This is a genomic window from Aequorivita sediminis (genome assembly GCF_032080575.2).
GTDB classification, from domain to species: domain Bacteria; phylum Bacteroidota; class Bacteroidia; order Flavobacteriales; family Flavobacteriaceae; genus Aequorivita; species Aequorivita sediminis.
Genome location: NZ_JAVLSO020000001.1, coordinates 304710 through 321556, shown reverse-complemented (window position 1 = coordinate 321556; position 16847 = coordinate 304710). Strand labels below are relative to the sequence as shown.

At 35.2% G+C, this 16847-nt stretch carries 13 protein-coding genes; 7 read left to right on the top strand and 6 right to left on the bottom strand.

Annotated features, from left to right (window positions below):
- The first annotated feature begins 49 nt into the window (after window positions 1–49).
- From RT250_RS01505 to RT250_RS01475, 7 genes are all read left to right on the top strand, one after another.
- Complete coding sequence (locus RT250_RS01505; protein WP_313111496.1) at window positions 50–2860, top strand: heavy metal translocating P-type ATPase; 2811 nt, start codon at window positions 50–52, stop codon at window positions 2858–2860.
- Window positions 2861–2951: 91 nt separating this feature from the next.
- Window positions 2952–5192 carry a TonB-dependent receptor gene (locus RT250_RS01500; protein WP_313111494.1) on the top strand — a complete coding sequence of 747 codons (2241 nt, stop codon included), beginning with the start codon at window positions 2952–2954 and terminating at the stop codon, window positions 5190–5192.
- Window positions 5193–5285: 93 nt separating this feature from the next.
- Window positions 5286–5639: a heavy-metal-associated domain-containing protein gene (locus RT250_RS01495; protein ID WP_313111492.1), complete on the top strand. Its 354-nt coding sequence runs from the start codon at window positions 5286–5288 to the stop codon at window positions 5637–5639.
- A 91-nt stretch (window positions 5640–5730) separates the two neighbouring features.
- Entirely contained in the window at window positions 5731–6051 is a 321-nt protein-coding gene (locus RT250_RS01490) for a four-helix bundle copper-binding protein (protein ID WP_313111490.1), read from the top strand.
- A 317-nt stretch (window positions 6052–6368) separates the two neighbouring features.
- Window positions 6369–6902: a DUF8685 domain-containing protein gene (locus RT250_RS01485; protein ID WP_313111488.1), complete on the top strand. Its 534-nt coding sequence runs from the start codon at window positions 6369–6371 to the stop codon at window positions 6900–6902.
- Between the two features lie 393 nt (window positions 6903–7295).
- Entirely contained in the window at window positions 7296–10505 is a 3210-nt protein-coding gene (locus RT250_RS01480) for a SusC/RagA family TonB-linked outer membrane protein (RefSeq protein WP_313111486.1), read from the top strand.
- 11 nt (window positions 10506–10516) lie between these two features.
- Complete coding sequence (locus RT250_RS01475) at window positions 10517–11974, top strand: SusD/RagB family nutrient-binding outer membrane lipoprotein (protein ID WP_313111484.1); 1458 nt, start codon at window positions 10517–10519, stop codon at window positions 11972–11974.
- Window positions 11975–12393: 419 nt separating this feature from the next.
- Here RT250_RS01475 and RT250_RS01470 read toward each other — a convergent pair whose 3' ends face one another.
- From RT250_RS01470 to RT250_RS01445, 6 genes are all read right to left on the bottom strand, one after another.
- A complete protein-coding gene (locus RT250_RS01470; RefSeq protein ID WP_313111481.1) occupies window positions 12394–13374 on the bottom strand; it encodes a YpdA family putative bacillithiol disulfide reductase in 981 nt (326 codons plus the stop codon).
- 9 nt (window positions 13375–13383) lie between these two features.
- Complete coding sequence (gene rpe / locus RT250_RS01465) at window positions 13384–14043, bottom strand: ribulose-phosphate 3-epimerase (RefSeq protein WP_313111479.1); 660 nt, start codon at window positions 14041–14043, stop codon at window positions 13384–13386.
- A 6-nt stretch (window positions 14044–14049) separates the two neighbouring features.
- On the bottom strand, window positions 14050–14448 hold the full coding sequence (locus RT250_RS01460; protein ID WP_313111477.1) for a BLUF domain-containing protein: 399 nt from the start codon (window positions 14446–14448) through the stop codon (window positions 14050–14052).
- 219 nt (window positions 14449–14667) lie between these two features.
- Window positions 14668–15531, bottom strand: a complete 864-nt coding sequence (locus tag RT250_RS01455) for a sigma-70 family RNA polymerase sigma factor (RefSeq protein WP_313111475.1) — start codon at window positions 15529–15531, stop codon at window positions 14668–14670.
- A 126-nt stretch (window positions 15532–15657) separates the two neighbouring features.
- Window positions 15658–16290, bottom strand: coding sequence for a hypothetical protein (locus RT250_RS01450; protein ID WP_313111473.1), 633 nt, complete (start codon window positions 16288–16290; stop codon window positions 15658–15660).
- 1 nt (window position 16291) lies between these two features.
- A complete protein-coding gene (locus RT250_RS01445) occupies window positions 16292–16843 on the bottom strand; it encodes an RNA polymerase sigma factor (protein ID WP_313111472.1) in 552 nt (183 codons plus the stop codon).
- Window positions 16844–16847 lie beyond the last annotated feature (4 nt).

Here is a 16847-nt window from a genome sequence, read left to right as displayed (position 1 = left end):
ACTTTTAAAACAGTGATATACTTAGTTATAGATTTAAAATCAAACAAAAATGACACATAAATATACTATAGACGGAATGACCTGTAATGGTTGTAGAAGTCACGTGGAAAAGATACTCAATAATGTTGATGGTGTTTCAAAGGCATCTGTGGACCTCGAAAAAGGGGAAGCCGTGATTGAAATGGAGCAGCATATTCCGCTTAAAGTTTTTGAGAATGCTTTGGAATCAGATGGAGATAGATACAAGATTTCTTCTCCTAATAAAGCTGAAAAAAAGGTTTTGCATGAGGATGATAAAAAGCCACAAGAACACACTATAAGCAGTTCTAATGTTTATTATTGCCCAATGCACTGCGAAGGTGATAAAACATATGATAAGCCGGGAGATTGCCCTGTTTGTGGCATGCATTTAGTAGCTCAGCCAAGTAAAATAGCTGCTGTTAAAGAGAATTATCAAATTCACGGGATGACTTGCGAAGGCTGTAGAACTCATGTAGAACAGACTTTAAATAAAATTGAAGGAGTCGAGAAGGCTTCGGTAAACTTAGAAAAAGGAGAAGCTGTAATTGAAATGACAAAACAGGTTCCTCTAAAAGTTTTTGAAAAGGCTTTCGAGGAAGATGGAGGAAGTTATAGTATTGCTGTAAAAGGCGATACAGAAGCCGCTGCTAGACACCAAGAGCGAAAAGAAGAAAGAAGAGCAAGCCAAAGCAAGTCAGGAACTTTTTATTGCCCAATGCACTGCGAAGGTGACAAAACCTACGATAAGCCTGGCGATTGCCCCGTTTGCGGAATGGATTTAGTGCCTATGGCAAGTAATTCTGCAGATGAAACTGCAGATGATAGTGGTTATAAAAAATTGCTTAGAAAATTCTGGATTGCTGTTGCTTTTACAATTCCAATATTTATTATCGCAATGTCAGAAATGATCCCTAACAATCCGTTGTATGATTGGATGCCAATGAGAAATTGGAATTGGGTTCAATTTGTCTTGTCTATTCCTGTAGTGTTTTATGCTACTTGGATGTTTTTTGAACGCGCTTATAGGTCTATAAAAACGTGGAACTTAAACATGTTTACCTTAATTGGTATTGGTGCAGGTGTCGCTTGGATTTTCAGTGTTTTCGGAATGTTGTTTCCAGATTTCTTCCCAGTACAATTTAAAACTGAATCGGGAAGCGTTCACGTTTACTTCGAGTCGGCTGCTGTAATTCTTACTTTGGTGTTAATGGGGCAAGTACTAGAAGCTCGGGCTCATAACCGCACAAATTCTGCAGTTAAGGAATTATTGAAACTCGCGCCTAATAAAGCTGTAAGAGTTGTGGATGGTGTAGAAGAAACAATTGCGATAGATGATATTCAACTAGGAGATAAACTTCGAGTAAAACCCGGCGAAAAAATCCCTGTAGATGGTAGTATTATTGAAGGCGAAAGTTCGATAGACGAATCGATGATAACCGGAGAACCTGTGCCTGTAACTAAAACTGTTGGTGACCAAGTAAGCTCTGGAACCATAAATGGGAAGCAGACCTTTGTTATGAAAGCAGAAAAAATTGGTAGCGATACTTTGCTTTCTCAGATTATCGATATGGTTAATAAAGCCAGTATGAGCCGTGCTCCAATTCAAAAATTAGCAGATAAAATATCGGGTTGGTTTGTACCAATAGTTGTTTTAATTGCCATCATCACTTTTGTGGTTTGGGCATTAATTGGTCCGGAACCTTCTTATGTGTATGCGTTGGTGAATGCAATTGCGGTTTTAATTATCGCATGTCCGTGTGCTCTAGGACTTGCTACCCCAATGTCTGTAATGGTAGGAGTTGGGAAAGGAGCTCAAAATGGAGTACTTATTAAAAATGCCGAATCTCTTGAAGCGCTTAATAAAATTGATGTGTTAATCATTGATAAAACTGGGACAATTACAGAAGGAAAGCCCTCGGTAGAAAAAGTAGGTTCGTCTGAAGGTTATTCTGAAGATGAGGTGCTTCAATATATAGTATCACTCAATCAAAATAGTGAGCACCCTCTTGCTGATGCCACTGTTAAATATGGAAAAGAGAAAAAAGTAAATATAGAAGCAAGTGGTTTTAAAACTACAGACTTTAATTCAGTTACAGGAAAAGGTGTTACCGGATTTATCAATGGTAAAAAGGTGGCACTTGGAAATGAAAAGATGATGGAAGAGGCTGGTGCGAAAATTTCTAATTCTCTTCAAGCTAATATTTCAGAAGAACAGAAAAAAGGTAAAACTGTTCCAATGCTTTCAGTAGAAGGCAATGTAGTTGGTTATGTTGTTATTTCTGATAAAATAAAGGAAACTAGTAAAAAAGCTATTGCTGATCTTCAAGAAAAAGGAATTGAGGTTATTATGCTTACTGGCGATAATCACGATACGGCGCAGGCGGTTGCTTCGGAGTTAAATCTAAAAGATTTTAAGGCAGAAATGCTACCTCAAGACAAACTTAAAGCAGTAGAAGAACTACAAGCTAAAGGTAAAAAGGTTGCAATGGCAGGTGACGGAATTAACGATGCTCCTGCTTTGGCCCAAAGCGATGTGGGAATTGCGATGGGAACGGGAACCGATGTAGCTATAGAAAGCGCAGGAGTTACTTTAGTTAAAGGGGATTTACACGGCATTGTAAAAGCGTTTCAACTAAGTGAAAAGGTAATGAGAAACATTAAACAGAATTTGTTTTTTGCAATGATTTACAACACGCTAGGTGTTCCAGTTGCAGCGGGGGTGTTATTCCCTGTCTTTGGAATCCTGTTGTCTCCAATGATTGCGGCCTTAGCTATGAGTTTTAGTTCGGTTTCAGTTATTACCAACGCCCTTAGATTGCGCGCTGCTAAAATTGATTAAATAAAATAAAAAAACTTTAAAGCGTAGAACGAATATCAAATTTAGAAATAGGCTTTCGTTTTAGGTTTAAAACAAACACTTATACTATTATATGAAAAGCTATAGATTAATATTAATAGCCCTTTTATTTCCGCTCTCAATTTTTTCGCAGGAAAAATTAAACGGAATAATAACCGAAAACATCAATAATAAAGAGGTGCCAGTGGCTGGAGCCAATGTATATTGGTTAAATACTTCAGTAGGTGCGGTTACAGATTTTGATGGAAATTTTGAAATTGAATACAAGCCAGAATACAAAAAAATGGTAGTGAGTTTTGTTGGGTATAAAACCGATACAATTACGGTTAATTCTACAAAGAGAATAAAACATACGCTTACTTCTAAAGCAAATTTAGATGAAGTAACAATTACAGCCCGTAAAAAGGCGAGCTCACGATCTTTTTTACAGTCTCAAAACGTGATCAATGTAAGTAGTGCTGAATTATTAAAAGCAGCTTGTTGTAATCTTGCGGAAAGTTTTGAAACAAACCCTTCTATAGATGTAAATTTTGCAGATGCGATTTCAGGAACAAAACAGATTAAGATGTTAGGGCTCACAAGTCCGTATATTTTAATTACAACCGAAAACGTACCTAGTATTCGCGGCGCGTCTCAAACTTATGGCTTGAGTTTCATTCCGGGCACTTGGGTGGAAAGTATACAAATAACTAAAGGTGCGGGAAGCGTAGTAAATGGTTATGAAAGTATTGCTGGACAAATTAATGCTGAACTTCAAAAACCGTTAACAGATGATAAGCTTTTTGTAAATGCTTATGGCTCTGGAAATGGAAGGGTTGAATTAAACACTCATTTAAATACCCAAGTAACTAATAGATGGAGTACGGGATTATATATTCACGGTAATATGCGTGATTATGATTTTGATAAAAACAACGATTCTTTTATTGATGCTCCATTAATGCAACAAGTAAACGTTATGAATCGTTGGCAATACACCGATCAAGAAAATGGCTATGTTGGCTTTTTTAACGTGAGGTATTTGAATGATGAAAAACAAACTGGTCAGGTGAATTTTGATCCCAAAACAGACCGTGGAACAACAAATGCTTGGGGGAGCGAAATTAAAACACAGCGATTTGATGTTTCAGGTAAAGTTGGATTCGTTAACCCCGATATACCTTGGCGTTCAGGTGGAATACAAATAGCGTATAGCCACCACGATCAAGAGTCTTATTTTGGGTTAAACGATTACAATATTCAACATAATAGTTTGTATTCGCAATTAACATACAACTCAATAATAAGTGATTCTAGGCATAAAATTAAAACTGGACTTAGCGGAACTTATGATAGTTACGAAGAATTAGTTTTAACAGAAAACTACAGCCGAGTTGAAAATTCAGTAGGTGCATTTTTTGAATACAACTTTGATAATTCTAGCAACTTAAGTTATAGCCTTGGGATTAGAGGAGATATTCATAATAGACTTGGCGCGTTTGTTACGCCTCGTTTCCACTTGCGCTATACGCCTTGGGACAAGTCTGCTATTCGTGTTTCTGCGGGAAGAGGTAAACGTAGTGCAAATATTTTTACTGAAAATCAAAGTCTTTTCGCTACCTCACGTAATTTAAATGTATTAGGTAATTCGGGTAAAATATATGGACTTGACCCTGAAATTGCTTGGAATTATGGAATCTCGTTTATGCAAGGATTTAATTTGTTCAATAGAAGAGGAGATATAACAGTTGATTTTTATAGAACAGATTTTGAAAATCAGATAGTGGTTGATTGGGAAATTCCTACAGAAATCAATTTCTATAATTTAGATGGTGAGAGTTATTCAAACAACTTTCAAGCAGAATTCAATTATAATATGTTCGAACGCTTTGATATGCGTTTAGCCTATAAGTATTACGATGTAAAAACCACCTATTTAAGTGGTAAAAAACAGAATCCGTTAACGCCAAATCACAGGTTTTTCGCAAATGCTTCGTATGAAACTAAATTAAATACAAAGGGAGGAAACTGGAAGTTTGATGCAACCTATAACTATATTGGGGAACAACGTTTTGCTTCGTCTGCAACTTATCTAAATACCATTGGTCTCTCAGAGTTTTCTTCAAGCCTATCAACGGTAAACGCACAAATAACTAAAGTTTTTTCAAATAGTTTTGAGGTGTATGTGGGGGGTGAAAACTTGACAAATGTTAAGCAAGAAAACCCAATTATTGGAAGTGATGATCCTTTTGGAGCAAGTTTTGATACAACCTATGTGTATGGACCGATTTTTGGAAGTTCGTATTACGCGGGCCTAAGGTATAGGCTTAACTAATTTAATCCTTTTATTATTTTTTAAGGAAGTGATTATTTCAATTAATTTAAAGTAACAAACAAACAATTTATTAATTATTAAAATTCGAATATTATGCAAAAAGTACTTTTAATTCTAGGAGTTATGTTTATAGGAGCAACAGGTTTTGCTCAAAACAAAAACGCAAAAGCCACTATTGAAGTAGATGGAGTTTGTGGCATGTGTAAAGAACGTATTGAAAAAGCTTCAATTCAAGCTAAAGGTGTTAAAATGGCTACCTGGGATGTAAATACACATGAATTGAATTTAATTTACAATGAAAAGAAGACAGATTTAAACACCATTCAACAAAGCATTGCAGATAGTGGTCACGACACACAAGACATAACAGCTACAGATGAAGCTTATGAAGGTCTAATGGGTTGCTGTAAATACCGCGATCCGAAAGTTATCGAAGATCATCAATAGGGATTGATAGTTTTTACATTAATTTATTATTTCTTTAATATAATAGGGTTTGTTGAATTGGTAAATTGTAATTCATTAAAAATCAATTACTATGAAAAATCAAAAATTAATTCACGCCCTTGGCAACTGTATCAATCATTGTAATTTTTGTGCAGATGCCTGTTTGGACGAAGATAACGTAAAAATGATGGTAGACTGCATCCGATTGGATAGAGTTTGCGCTGAGGTTTGTAGTACGTTAAACCAATTGTTAGCAATGAATTTTACTGATGTAAACGACTTGGTAAAATACTGTGCGAAAATTTGTGATATGTGTGCTGATGAATGTTCAAAACACGATACGCAACACTGCAAAGATTGTGCAGAAGCGTGTAGAAAATGTGCAGAAGAATGCAGAGCTTTTTTAGCATAGACCTAAACTTTAAATTGTAGCTAAAAATGTTATATCTGTTAAGATTAGTTTTATTCTCTTGAAAATATTTTTGTTTCGGACCTTAAATGTAACATTAAGGTTCTTAGAATATGGTAATTATGTGTGAATATTGCTTATAATTATCAATAAGAATAAGATGTATTTAACAGATGTTATATATATTAAGGTATAATTACTTTAAAATCCACTTCCATAAAACGAAGTGGATTTTAATTTTAGGCGGGTTATTTATAAAAAAAATTTCGATCTAATTTTTTAATTTTACGAATTGGATAAAACATATTAATAGCATATAAATGAAACAAATTTTAGGAATTGGCTCAAGGATTAGCCACCCCACTTATGGAAAAGGAGTTATTACTAATGTTACTGCAAAAATGTATTGGGTAACTTTTATAGAAAATGGTTTAGAAACAATTAATGTTGATGGTGATTTTGAAGTAATTGAAGCTGCCGAAGATGAAGTAGATTCTGTTAGCTTTTACGAAGTAGAGAGAAGTCTTCGTGAAATTCTTAAAAAATGGAATGGCATAAGTGAAATAGTTCCTATTGCTGATAAGTGGAAAGGAGGTACCATGGTTTTACAACCGGCTGATAGTAATTTAAGTTCTAAGGAAATTCCAATAGACACTTTTTTTCATAAAATAGTAATGTTGCGAGATAGGCTTAGAGTGATGGAGCAAAAGATTAATTCTAATAAAGAATTAGATGAAGGTTTAAAAATTGATCTACAGCAATATATTACTCGTTGTTATGGAAGTTTAACAACTTTCAATATCCTTTTTAAAAGTAGCTCACATAATTTCAAGGGAGAAGGAGCTTCCAAGTAAGTTGTAGATCTTGTAAATTTAGAAACCTCAATTATTGTAAGAAGTAATTGAGGTTTTTTAATTGATGCGATATCGAATTTCTGAAAAAGGTCATTATTATGTTAAAAAGTGGAAAAAATCAAATTTATAGTCGTTTTAACAAAATTGTTAATAATGTGTGTGAAAATAATTTGACTCACGTAATTATCACATTAATGTTATTATTAGTGTTCGCGCAAGCTTCGAAGCGTAACAAAATCAGATGATTGTGAAAAAAAATCGGTTTTTGACTATGATTTTTTCATTGATAAAAAATTCTTTTCAGTTAAATAATTGTGAATCTACATCCATTAAAAGTTGGAATTGTAAGATTTTATTGGCACTTTTGAGGTGCTAATTCAAACAAACAAAAAAATGAAAACAAAGTTTAGTGGAATTTTAACGCTTTTACTAGCGTTAGTTGTGCAGCTCGCAGTTGCACAAGAAAAATCGATTTCCGGAACGGTGACTGATGACACAGGTCTCCCGCTTCCAGGAGTTAACATTATTATAAAGGGTACTAGTACCGGAACACAGTCTGATTTTGATGGTAATTACACCATTGAGGCAGCAGTGGGTCAAACACTCGTTTATAGTTATGTAGGTTTTGAAACCCAAGAGGTAGCTGTTGGGGCTTCAAATAACATGAATATTACTATGCAAGCCGGATCTGCTCTGGATGAAGTAGTAGTAACTGCACTTGGTGTATCTCGTGAGAAACAATCTCTTGGGTACTCTACGCAGGAAGTAGGTGGTGACGATGTTGCTACTGTAAAAGGGAATAACTTTACAAATGCCCTTTCTGGTAAAGTTTCTGGTCTTCAGATTAGAAGAAACAACAACTTTGGTGGATCTACTAACGTAGTTATTAGAGGTAACACTTCTTTAACTGGAGATAACCAAGCTTTATTCGTTGTTGATGGTGTGCCAATTAGTAATAGAAATACCAACTCTGCTGGACAAACTCAAGCATCTGGTAACTATTATGACTACGGTAATGCCGCTGCAGATATTAACCCAGACGACATCGAAAGTATTAACGTACTTAAAGGTGCTGCTGCATCTGCACTTTACGGTTCACGTGCTGCAAACGGGGTAATTATTATTACTACCAAAAAAGGTAAGTCTGCAAAAGGATTAGGTGTTACTCTTAATAGTAATGCAACTGTTGGTTTTATCGACAAAAGTACTTTTGCTGAATACCAAACTGATTATGGTCCTGGTTATGGTGACTACTTCACTTTTGGTGACGTTGATGGTGATGGTATTGATGATCAAATTGAGAACTATGGAGATGATGCATCTTATGGTCCAGCTTACGATCCAAACTTATTTATCTATAAGTGGGATTCATTCGATCCAGCTTCACCAAATTACTTGAAGAAAACTGCTTATACTGCAGCAAAGAATGGCCCAATCTCTTTCTTTGAAACTCCAGTAACACTTACAAACTCTATCTCTATTTCTAATGGTTTAGAAGGCGGTTCCTACCGTATGTCTTATACTAAATTAGATCAATCAGGTCTTATGCCAAATAGCCAGATAGATAGACATAACTTTATTTTTAGCGGAACATACGATGTTAGTGAAAAATTAACTGCTAGTGGATTTGCTAACTATATTAAGTCTGATGCCCTTGGACGTAACTCTACTGGTTATACAGATAACGTTGTTGGTATGATGAAGCAGTGGTGGTCTAACAGTACAGACTTGAATGCTCAAAGAGATATTTACTTTGCTACAAAAAGAAACGTAACTTGGAACCCTAACAGTACAACTCCAGGTGCAGCTCCACTTTACTGGGATAACCCATATTGGACACGTTACGAAAACTACCAAAATGATGGAAGAAGCCGTTTTATTGGTAACTTTGAGTTAAACTACGAATTGGCTGACTGGGTAAATGTAACAGGTAGAGTTTCTACTGATACTTACAATGAGCAACAAGAAGAGCGTAGAGCTGTAGGTTCTGGAGCCGTTAACTTTGGTGTTTCTCGTGGAAATGTTAATTCAGGTTACTTAAGAAGAGATATTACTGCTGTTGAAACAAACTACGATTTAATGTTCAACTTCAACACCGATATTACTGATAACTTAAGCTTTGCTGGTATCTTAGGTACTAACATTAGAAGAAGTGAGTTTAACTCATTAACATCTTCTACTGCTGGTGGTTTGGTAGTTCCAGGACTTTATTCTTTACAGAATGGAGCTTCTCCAAATCCTAACCCAGTTGAACGCGCTGAGAAAGTTGGTGTAGATGGTGTTTACGCAAGTGCATCTTTCGGATTTGCGAATGTTGTTTATTTAGATGGTACTATTAGAAGAGACCGTTTCTCTACACTACCAGAAGAAAATAGTTCATTCTACTACCCATCTGTATCTACTAGTTTTGTGTTTAGCAAAATATTAGATGTTAACGCAATTAGCTTTGGTAAACTTCGCCTAAACTACGCAGAAGTAGGTAACGGTGCTCCATTTGATAGATTACGTGATACTTATACAATTAATGGTGACATAGGAAACTCTATTCCTAACACAGCTAACAACGCAAACCTTAAGCCAGAAACTACTAAGAGTTACGAGGCAGGTTTAGAAATGAGATTTGCTGATAATAGATTAGGTTTTGATGTATCTTACTACAAATCGAACTCTATAGACCAAATTGTAACTGTTCCAATTTCTGCTTCTACTGGTTATACTGGTAAATTGCTTAATGCAGGTGAAATTGAAAACAAGGGGGTTGAAATATCATTAAACGCTATGCCAGTTAAGAATGATAACTTTACTTGGGCAATTAATGCAAACTGGACTCAAAACAAGAGTGAAGTTGTTGCTTTACCTGATGGGATTAAAAACCTACAATTAGGAAGATTCCAAGGTGGTGTTTCTATCAACGCTGAATTAGGACAGCCTTACGGTGTAATTTACGGACAAGATTTCGTTTACTTGAATGGTGAAAAAGTTGTAGATCCTGACTCTGGTAGATACCTTAAGTCTCCAAACTCTAATAACATTCTTGGAGATACTAACCCAGACTGGTTAGCTGGTATTACAAACACATTCACTTATAAAGATTTCTCTTTTAGTTTCTTAATTGATATCCAAGAAGGTGGAAGCCTTTTCTCTCTTGACCAATACTATGGTGAAGCGACTGGTCTTTACGCAAATACTTCTTATACAAACGATTTAGGAAACCCAGTGAGAAATTCACTAGACAATGGTGGTGGATTTATCAACCCAGGTGTTAACCCTGATGGTTCTCCAAATACAACAAGAACTGATGCAAACAACTTTAGCGCATTTGGATATGCTGCTTTACCAGCTGCTGCATTTGTTTACGATGCTAGTTACATTAAGTTACGTCAAGTATCACTTACTTATACTATGCCATCTAGATTCCTTGAAAATACGTTTATGACTGGATTACAGTTTAGCGTATCAGGTTCTAACCTTTGGATTATCGACAAGAATATTCCTTATGCTGATCCAGAAGCAGGTTTGAGTTCAGGTAACCTTCAAGGATATGTTACTGGTTCATTACCAACTACCCAAGATTACGGGTTTAACATTAAAGCTCAATTTTAATAAAAAAAAAGATGAAGAAACTAATTTTAATATTAACCGCGGCAGTTATGGCCGTGTCGTGTTCAGATAATTTAGAAGATCTGAATCAGAATATAAAAGACCCTACTAATGTAAGTGGTGAGAGTTTGTTTGCTTCTGCTCAAAAACAATTAGCAGATCAATTTGTAACTCCAAACGTAAACCTTAACAACTTAAGGTTATGGACACAGCAATTGCAGGAAACTACTTATACCGATGAGAGTAACTACGATCAAATCACGCGTGCAATTCCTGATAACCACTGGAGAGAATTATATCGTGATGTGTTAAAGGATTTGGACGAAGCTGATAGAGTTATTGCAGCTACCGATAATGATTTAACAAATGCTCTTAAGCCTAATAAGCTTGCCATTATAGAGGTGATGACTGTTTTTGCTTACAGTAACTTAGTAGAAACTTACGGAGATGTTCCTTATAGCGAAGCATTAGACATTGATAACCTTTTGCCAGCTTATGATGATGCTGCTACTATCTACAAAGACTTACTTACTCGTTTAGATGCTGCTATTGGAAGCATGAATACTAGTGTTGGAAGTTTCAGTGATACGGAAGACATGATGTACTCAGGAAATGTTGAAAACTGGAAAAAGTTTGCTAACTCATTAAAGTTAAGAATGGGTATCATGCTTGCAGATGTAAATCCAGCACTTTCTCAATCTACTGTTGAGTCTGCTTTCACAAGTGGAGTATTTACAAGCAATGCAGATAACGGAAGTTATATGTATCGCCCTGCAGCTCCAAACAACAACCCTATGAACGATAACTTAGTTCTTAGTGGACGTAATGACTATGTTGCTGCTGAAACTATCATCGACTTGATGAACGATTTGGAAGATCCAAGAAGAGCAGTTTATTTTACTACTGTTGATGGAGAGTATATTGGTGGTGGTATTGGTGAGATTTCTGCTTATGCAGAGCACTCTCATGTAGCTGACCGTTTAGTAGATCCAGCTGAACCAGGTGTACTTTTATCTTATGCTGAAGTTAGATTTTTATTAGCTGAAGCTGCTGCTAGAGGTTATGCTGTTGGTGGTGATGCTGCAACTCATTACGAAGCTGGTATTACTGCATCCTTCGAATACTGGGGTGCTGATGATTTAGCTGATTATTTAGCTTCACCTGCTGTAGATTATGATACTGCAATTGCAAACAGTTCTTCAAGCCCAGCTTGGAAACAAGTAATTGGTACGCAAGCGTATCTAGGTCTTTACAACAGAACATTTGCTAGTTACAACTCAGTTCGTCGTTTAGATTACCCAATCTTAAAGCAACCAGCTGGTGCAACTTCAGGTTTCCCAACTCGTTACTTATACCCTGTTGGAGAGCAAACCTTGAATGAAGCTAACTGGAGCGCTGCTTCAAGTGCTATCGGTGGTGATGCTGCTGAAACTAGATTATTCTGGGATAAATTCTATACTTTCGATTTCTAATAAATCGATAATTTTAAATCTAAAATCCCCGACAGCAATGTCGGGGATTTTTTTTTGGAAGTATTTTTAATAGTTTGCATTTTTAAATATGTTCCTTTATTTCAGTATGCTAAATTTATTAGCAATATCTACCAATTCTCGCTACAACATAACTTAGTTATACTGGTAAGTTACATTAGCCGCCTAATGGAATTAGTGAGATGTTGGAGAATTACAACTAAAAATAAATATGCATTAAAGGTTTCAAAGCCTTATGTAGAAACTTGAAGTAATTAATAGACTTCTAAAAATTCCTATGCGTAGCATATGCATCAGGAAAAGTCATACTATTTAGAATGCTGTGAATGTGAAAAAGATATTTTATCAATCCTTTTTTAAGGGTAAGCCTTGATTTTTTATTTCCAACTAACAACTACCAGTTATTTTAATATGTCTTGCACAATTATCTTGGCGTGTATTCTCGAATTTTCGATAAACCATTTGTGAGTTTCCATGCCACCGCAAATTACTCCTGCAAGATATAGTCCTCTAACATTGGTTTCCATTGTTTCTGGATTGTATTGAGGAAGCCTTTTCTTATCGGTTGAAAGTTTTACACCTAGTGTTTGTAAGAAATTAAAATCAGGCTTGTAGCCTATAAGCGCCACTACATAATCATTCGGTAAAAGAATTTTACCTTGTGGTGTGTTTATTGAAACTTCTCTTTCTGTAATTTCTTCTATTTCAGAATTGAAATATGCTTTAATGCTTCCTTCTTTTATTCTGTTTTCGATATCTGGTTTTACCCAGTATTTTACACGCTCGCCAATTTCCGGTCCGCGAACTACCATGGTTACATCTCCTCCTTTACGCCAAATTTCTAATGCCGCATCTACAGAGGAGTTACTTGCGCCCACAACAATAACTTTTTGCATAACAAAAGGATGCGCTTCCTTGTAATAATGCATCACTTTGGAAAGATTTTCTCCAGGAACATTTAGTGTATTTGGGATATCGTAGAATCCAGTACTTACTATTATGTTTTTAGCCTTGTAATTATTTTTATCTGATTCAACATTAAAGCTATCTTCATTCTTTTCAACAGAAATGATCTTTTCATATAAATTAATATTGAGATTATTTGATGTAGCTACACGGCGATAGTATTCTAAAGCCTCATTACGGGTTGGCTTAGGGTTGTTGCTTATAAATGGAATCTCATCAATTTCTAACTTCTCTGAAGTAGAGAAGAAGGTCATATTTAGTGGGTAATTGTAAAGCGAATTGGTAAGTGCTCCTTTCTCAACTACTATATAACTTAAGCCATTTTTTTTTGATTCTAAGGCGCAAGCTATCCCAATAGGACCTGCGCCTATAATTAATACATCAAATAAATTTTCAATTGAAGAAGTTTTAGACATAATTAAACTCTAGAGTACTATTTTCTTTAAGTCTGCAATAGTTTCAGTTGGATTATTTGCGCCAAACACATAGCTTCCTGCCACCAAAACATCAGCACCTGCTTCTACTAATTGTTTAGCATTTTTATTGGTTACACCACCATCTATTTCAATTTTTGTAGTAGCGCCGTTTGCTTTAATAATTTCACGAAGTTGTTTTACTTTTTTATAAGTATTTTCAATAAAGCTCTGTCCGCCAAAACCTGGATTAACACTCATAATGCACACTAAATCAATATCCTTTATAGTGTCTTCCAATAAAATTACATTGGTATGTGGATTTATGGCAACACCAGCTTGCATTCCTTCAGCTTGGATAGCTTGAAGTGTTCGGTGCAAATGTGTACAAGCTTCGTAGTGAACTGTTAATACATTGGTCCCTAAATCGGCAAAGGTTTTAATGTAGCGATCAGGGTCGACAATCATTAAATGCACGTCTAAAGGCTTTTTAGCGTGTTTACCTATGCTTTTGATAACTGGCATCCCAAAAGAAATATTTGGCACAAAAACACCATCCATCACATCGAGGTGAAACCAATCTGCCTCACTAGCATTAACCATTTCAATATCTCTTTGAAGGTTAGCAAAATCTGCAGCAAGTATGGAGGGAGCAATAAGTGTATTTTTCATGATAGCTTATAATAAGAAAGGTTCTAAAAGTCTTTTAATATTTGTTGGGTAATTATTGTTTGAACTATATCTTGACAGATAAGTGTTTAGCTTTTCGATATCATCTTTATTTTTTAGGATACTAAACCTAGCGTCATAATTATTAAAAATTCGGTTTTCAATTTTTTGATCTAAAACAATTAAGATGTCTTTATGCCTATTATCTTTGCGTATAGTAGCGTAAAGTTCCTGAATATTTTCCTTTTTTCCTTCGAGAACTTGAAGAAAAAAGTTGTTGTTATGAAGCAATATCCCTGATATATTTGAGGAATTATTGAACTCTAAAACCTGGCTGAACAAGTCCTCCAACTCCGAGTTTTTCATCGGTTGGTGATCCTTGCTTAAATAACAAATTGTATGTTTCATGGGTAGGCAAAGTTACAAATTAGTTTGCAGTTTGTGCAGTTTTGCACACCGCAGATAGAATTATAGTTTTAATGAAAAAACCTCCGGTAATCAGCCGGAGGTTATTCATCAATCAAAAAACGAACAGTTGTTATCCTAATACAAGACTAGGGGTATACTGTTAGTTATCGTTAAATTTTTTTCTCATATTTAGACTTAGCTAAAGGTAAACAAATAAGTTTACCCTAAATATGTCATTAAAATCTTACTTCTTGAAGTATGCTTTAATCTTCTAATCGCTTTTTCTTTTATTTGGCGTACGCGCTCACGAGTAAGATCGAAAGTTTCGCCTATTTCTTCTAATGTCATTGGTTGTTGATCGCCAAGACCGAAGTATAAACGGATAACGTCTGCCTCACGAGGAGTAAGTGTTTCTAAAGCACGCTCAATTTCTGTTCTTAAAGATTCGTGAAGTAATGCACGGTCGGGATTCGGACTTTCACCACTGCGTAAAACGTCGTAGAGGTTACTGTCTTCTCCTTCAATAAGGGGAGCATCCATAGATACGTGACGACCAGAGTTTTTCATCGACTCTTTTACATCACTAATGGTCATATCCAACTCTTTTGCAATTTCCTCAGCCGAAGGTGGACGTTCGTTTGCTTGCTCTAAAGAAGCATACATCTTATTTATTTTATTGATGCTTCCAATTTTATTAAGCGGTAAACGAACAATACGAGACTGTTCTGCTAAAGCTTGTAAGATAGATTGACGAATCCACCAAACGGCATACGATATAAATTTAAATCCACGAGTTTCGTCAAAACGTTGCGCGGCTTTAATTAAACCAAGATTTCCTTCGTTTATAAGGTCGGGTAGGGTAAGACCTTGATTTTGATATTGCTTTGCTACCGAAACAACGAAACGTAGATTAGCTTTGGTTAATTTCTCCAATGCAATGTGGTCACCCGCTTTTATGCGCTGTGCCAATTCTACTTCATCTTCTGCGGTAATTAAGTCAACTTTTCCAATTTCTTGAAGGTACTTGTCTAATGAAGCGGTTTCCCTGTTGGTAACCTGCTTTGTAATTTTAAGTTGTCTCATTTAAGGTATGTCCTGTAGATTAAGTTTTAAAACTTTTGTATTGGGTTATACGTAAGAATTACTCTAAAGGTTACAAAAACTTAAAAAAAATCGGAAATAATTTTTTGAATTCTGTAAATGTAATGATTAGTCTTCTGTATAATTTGCTTTATCAGCTATTAATGAATCAGCAGATTTGTTGTTTTCAGAAATTAAACTGTCAATTTCTTTCTTATTAGACGTTATATACTGCTGGTTTGTTTTGCTGTTGTAATAATAGTAGTTTTTAGACACCTTGTATTCATCATCCTTAAATCTAGATATACCTTTTTCGTTTTTAGCATTAACTTGATTAGATTTCAATTTATTTTCTTTAGTATTCTCTATTTTATCACCTTTAGAGGCCTCTTTAGAAACACTTGAATTGGAAGTCTTTTCAATTTTTTTATTAGAGTGATTTAAAGTATCTATTATCGAAATTTTAAGGTTATTTGCTGTGTTTACTTCTTCTTCTTTTAATGTTGATTCCGAAGCATTATCTTTTTTCTGATCGGTTAACTTATTATTTTCTTCTGTACTGTCTATGTTTATAATTAAGATAACCCCAAGTAAAAGAACAACACTAATTGCCGTGAACCAATAATACACAATTTTTTCTCTCTTACTTTTTTCAGCATCTAAAGAGGTGTTTAGTCTTTCCCATACCTTTGTGTTGGGTTCTTTTTTTCCATGTAGTAGCTTGTCTTGAAAAAGCTTTCCTATGTCTTTTTTATTTTCCATTCTAAAGTGCTTTTGAACTGAGAGTTTTCTGTGTCTCTTTTATTTTATCGCGTAAAATTAATTTTGCACGATGATAATTTGATTTTGATGTTCCTTCTGAAATATTCAAAAGCGAAGCGATCTCCTTATGTGAAAAACTGTCTAATTGGTATAAGTTAAACACCAGTCTGTATTGATCTGGAAGATCTTGTATTAGTTTTAAAAGCTGATTTAAAGAAAGACTGTCTTCATCTTCCACTTCAATTTCAACTGAATCTTCAAGAATATCGTTTTTAAAATCAACAGCAAAAGGTTTTTGTACCTTGTATTTATCAATGGCTTTATAGATGGTTATTCGTTTCATCCACCCTTCAAAAGACCCTTTTCCTGAAAAAGATTTTATTTTTTGAAAAATTGTAATAAAAGCATCGTGCAAGTTATCCTCTGCATCTGCTTCGTTTCGGCAATATTTTAATGAGGTGAAATACAAAATATCCTTGTACCGCCGGAACAATTCACTTTGAGCAGCTCGGTTGTTTTTACAACATCTCCTTATTAATTCGTCTTCTTTCAATTGT

Coding starts and splice junctions, on each gene's coding strand:
- RT250_RS01505 (WP_313111496.1), top strand. CDS start 50: ATGACACATAAATATACTATAGACGGAATGACCTGTAATGGTTGTAGA.
- RT250_RS01500 (WP_313111494.1), top strand. CDS start 2,952: ATGAAAAGCTATAGATTAATATTAATAGCCCTTTTATTTCCGCTCTCA.
- RT250_RS01495 (WP_313111492.1), top strand. CDS start 5,286: ATGCAAAAAGTACTTTTAATTCTAGGAGTTATGTTTATAGGAGCAACA.
- RT250_RS01490 (WP_313111490.1), top strand. CDS start 5,731: ATGAAAAATCAAAAATTAATTCACGCCCTTGGCAACTGTATCAATCAT.
- RT250_RS01485 (WP_313111488.1), top strand. CDS start 6,369: ATGAAACAAATTTTAGGAATTGGCTCAAGGATTAGCCACCCCACTTAT.
- RT250_RS01480 (WP_313111486.1), top strand. CDS start 7,296: ATGAAAACAAAGTTTAGTGGAATTTTAACGCTTTTACTAGCGTTAGTT.
- RT250_RS01475 (WP_313111484.1), top strand. CDS start 10,517: ATGAAGAAACTAATTTTAATATTAACCGCGGCAGTTATGGCCGTGTCG.
- RT250_RS01470 (WP_313111481.1), bottom strand. CDS start 13,374: ATGTCTAAAACTTCTTCAATTGAAAATTTATTTGATGTATTAATTATA.
- rpe (WP_313111479.1), bottom strand. CDS start 14,043: ATGAAAAATACACTTATTGCTCCCTCCATACTTGCTGCAGATTTTGCT.
- RT250_RS01460 (WP_313111477.1), bottom strand. CDS start 14,448: ATGAAACATACAATTTGTTATTTAAGCAAGGATCACCAACCGATGAAA.
- RT250_RS01455 (WP_313111475.1), bottom strand. CDS start 15,531: ATGAGACAACTTAAAATTACAAAGCAGGTTACCAACAGGGAAACCGCT.
- RT250_RS01450 (WP_313111473.1), bottom strand. CDS start 16,290: ATGGAAAATAAAAAAGACATAGGAAAGCTTTTTCAAGACAAGCTACTA.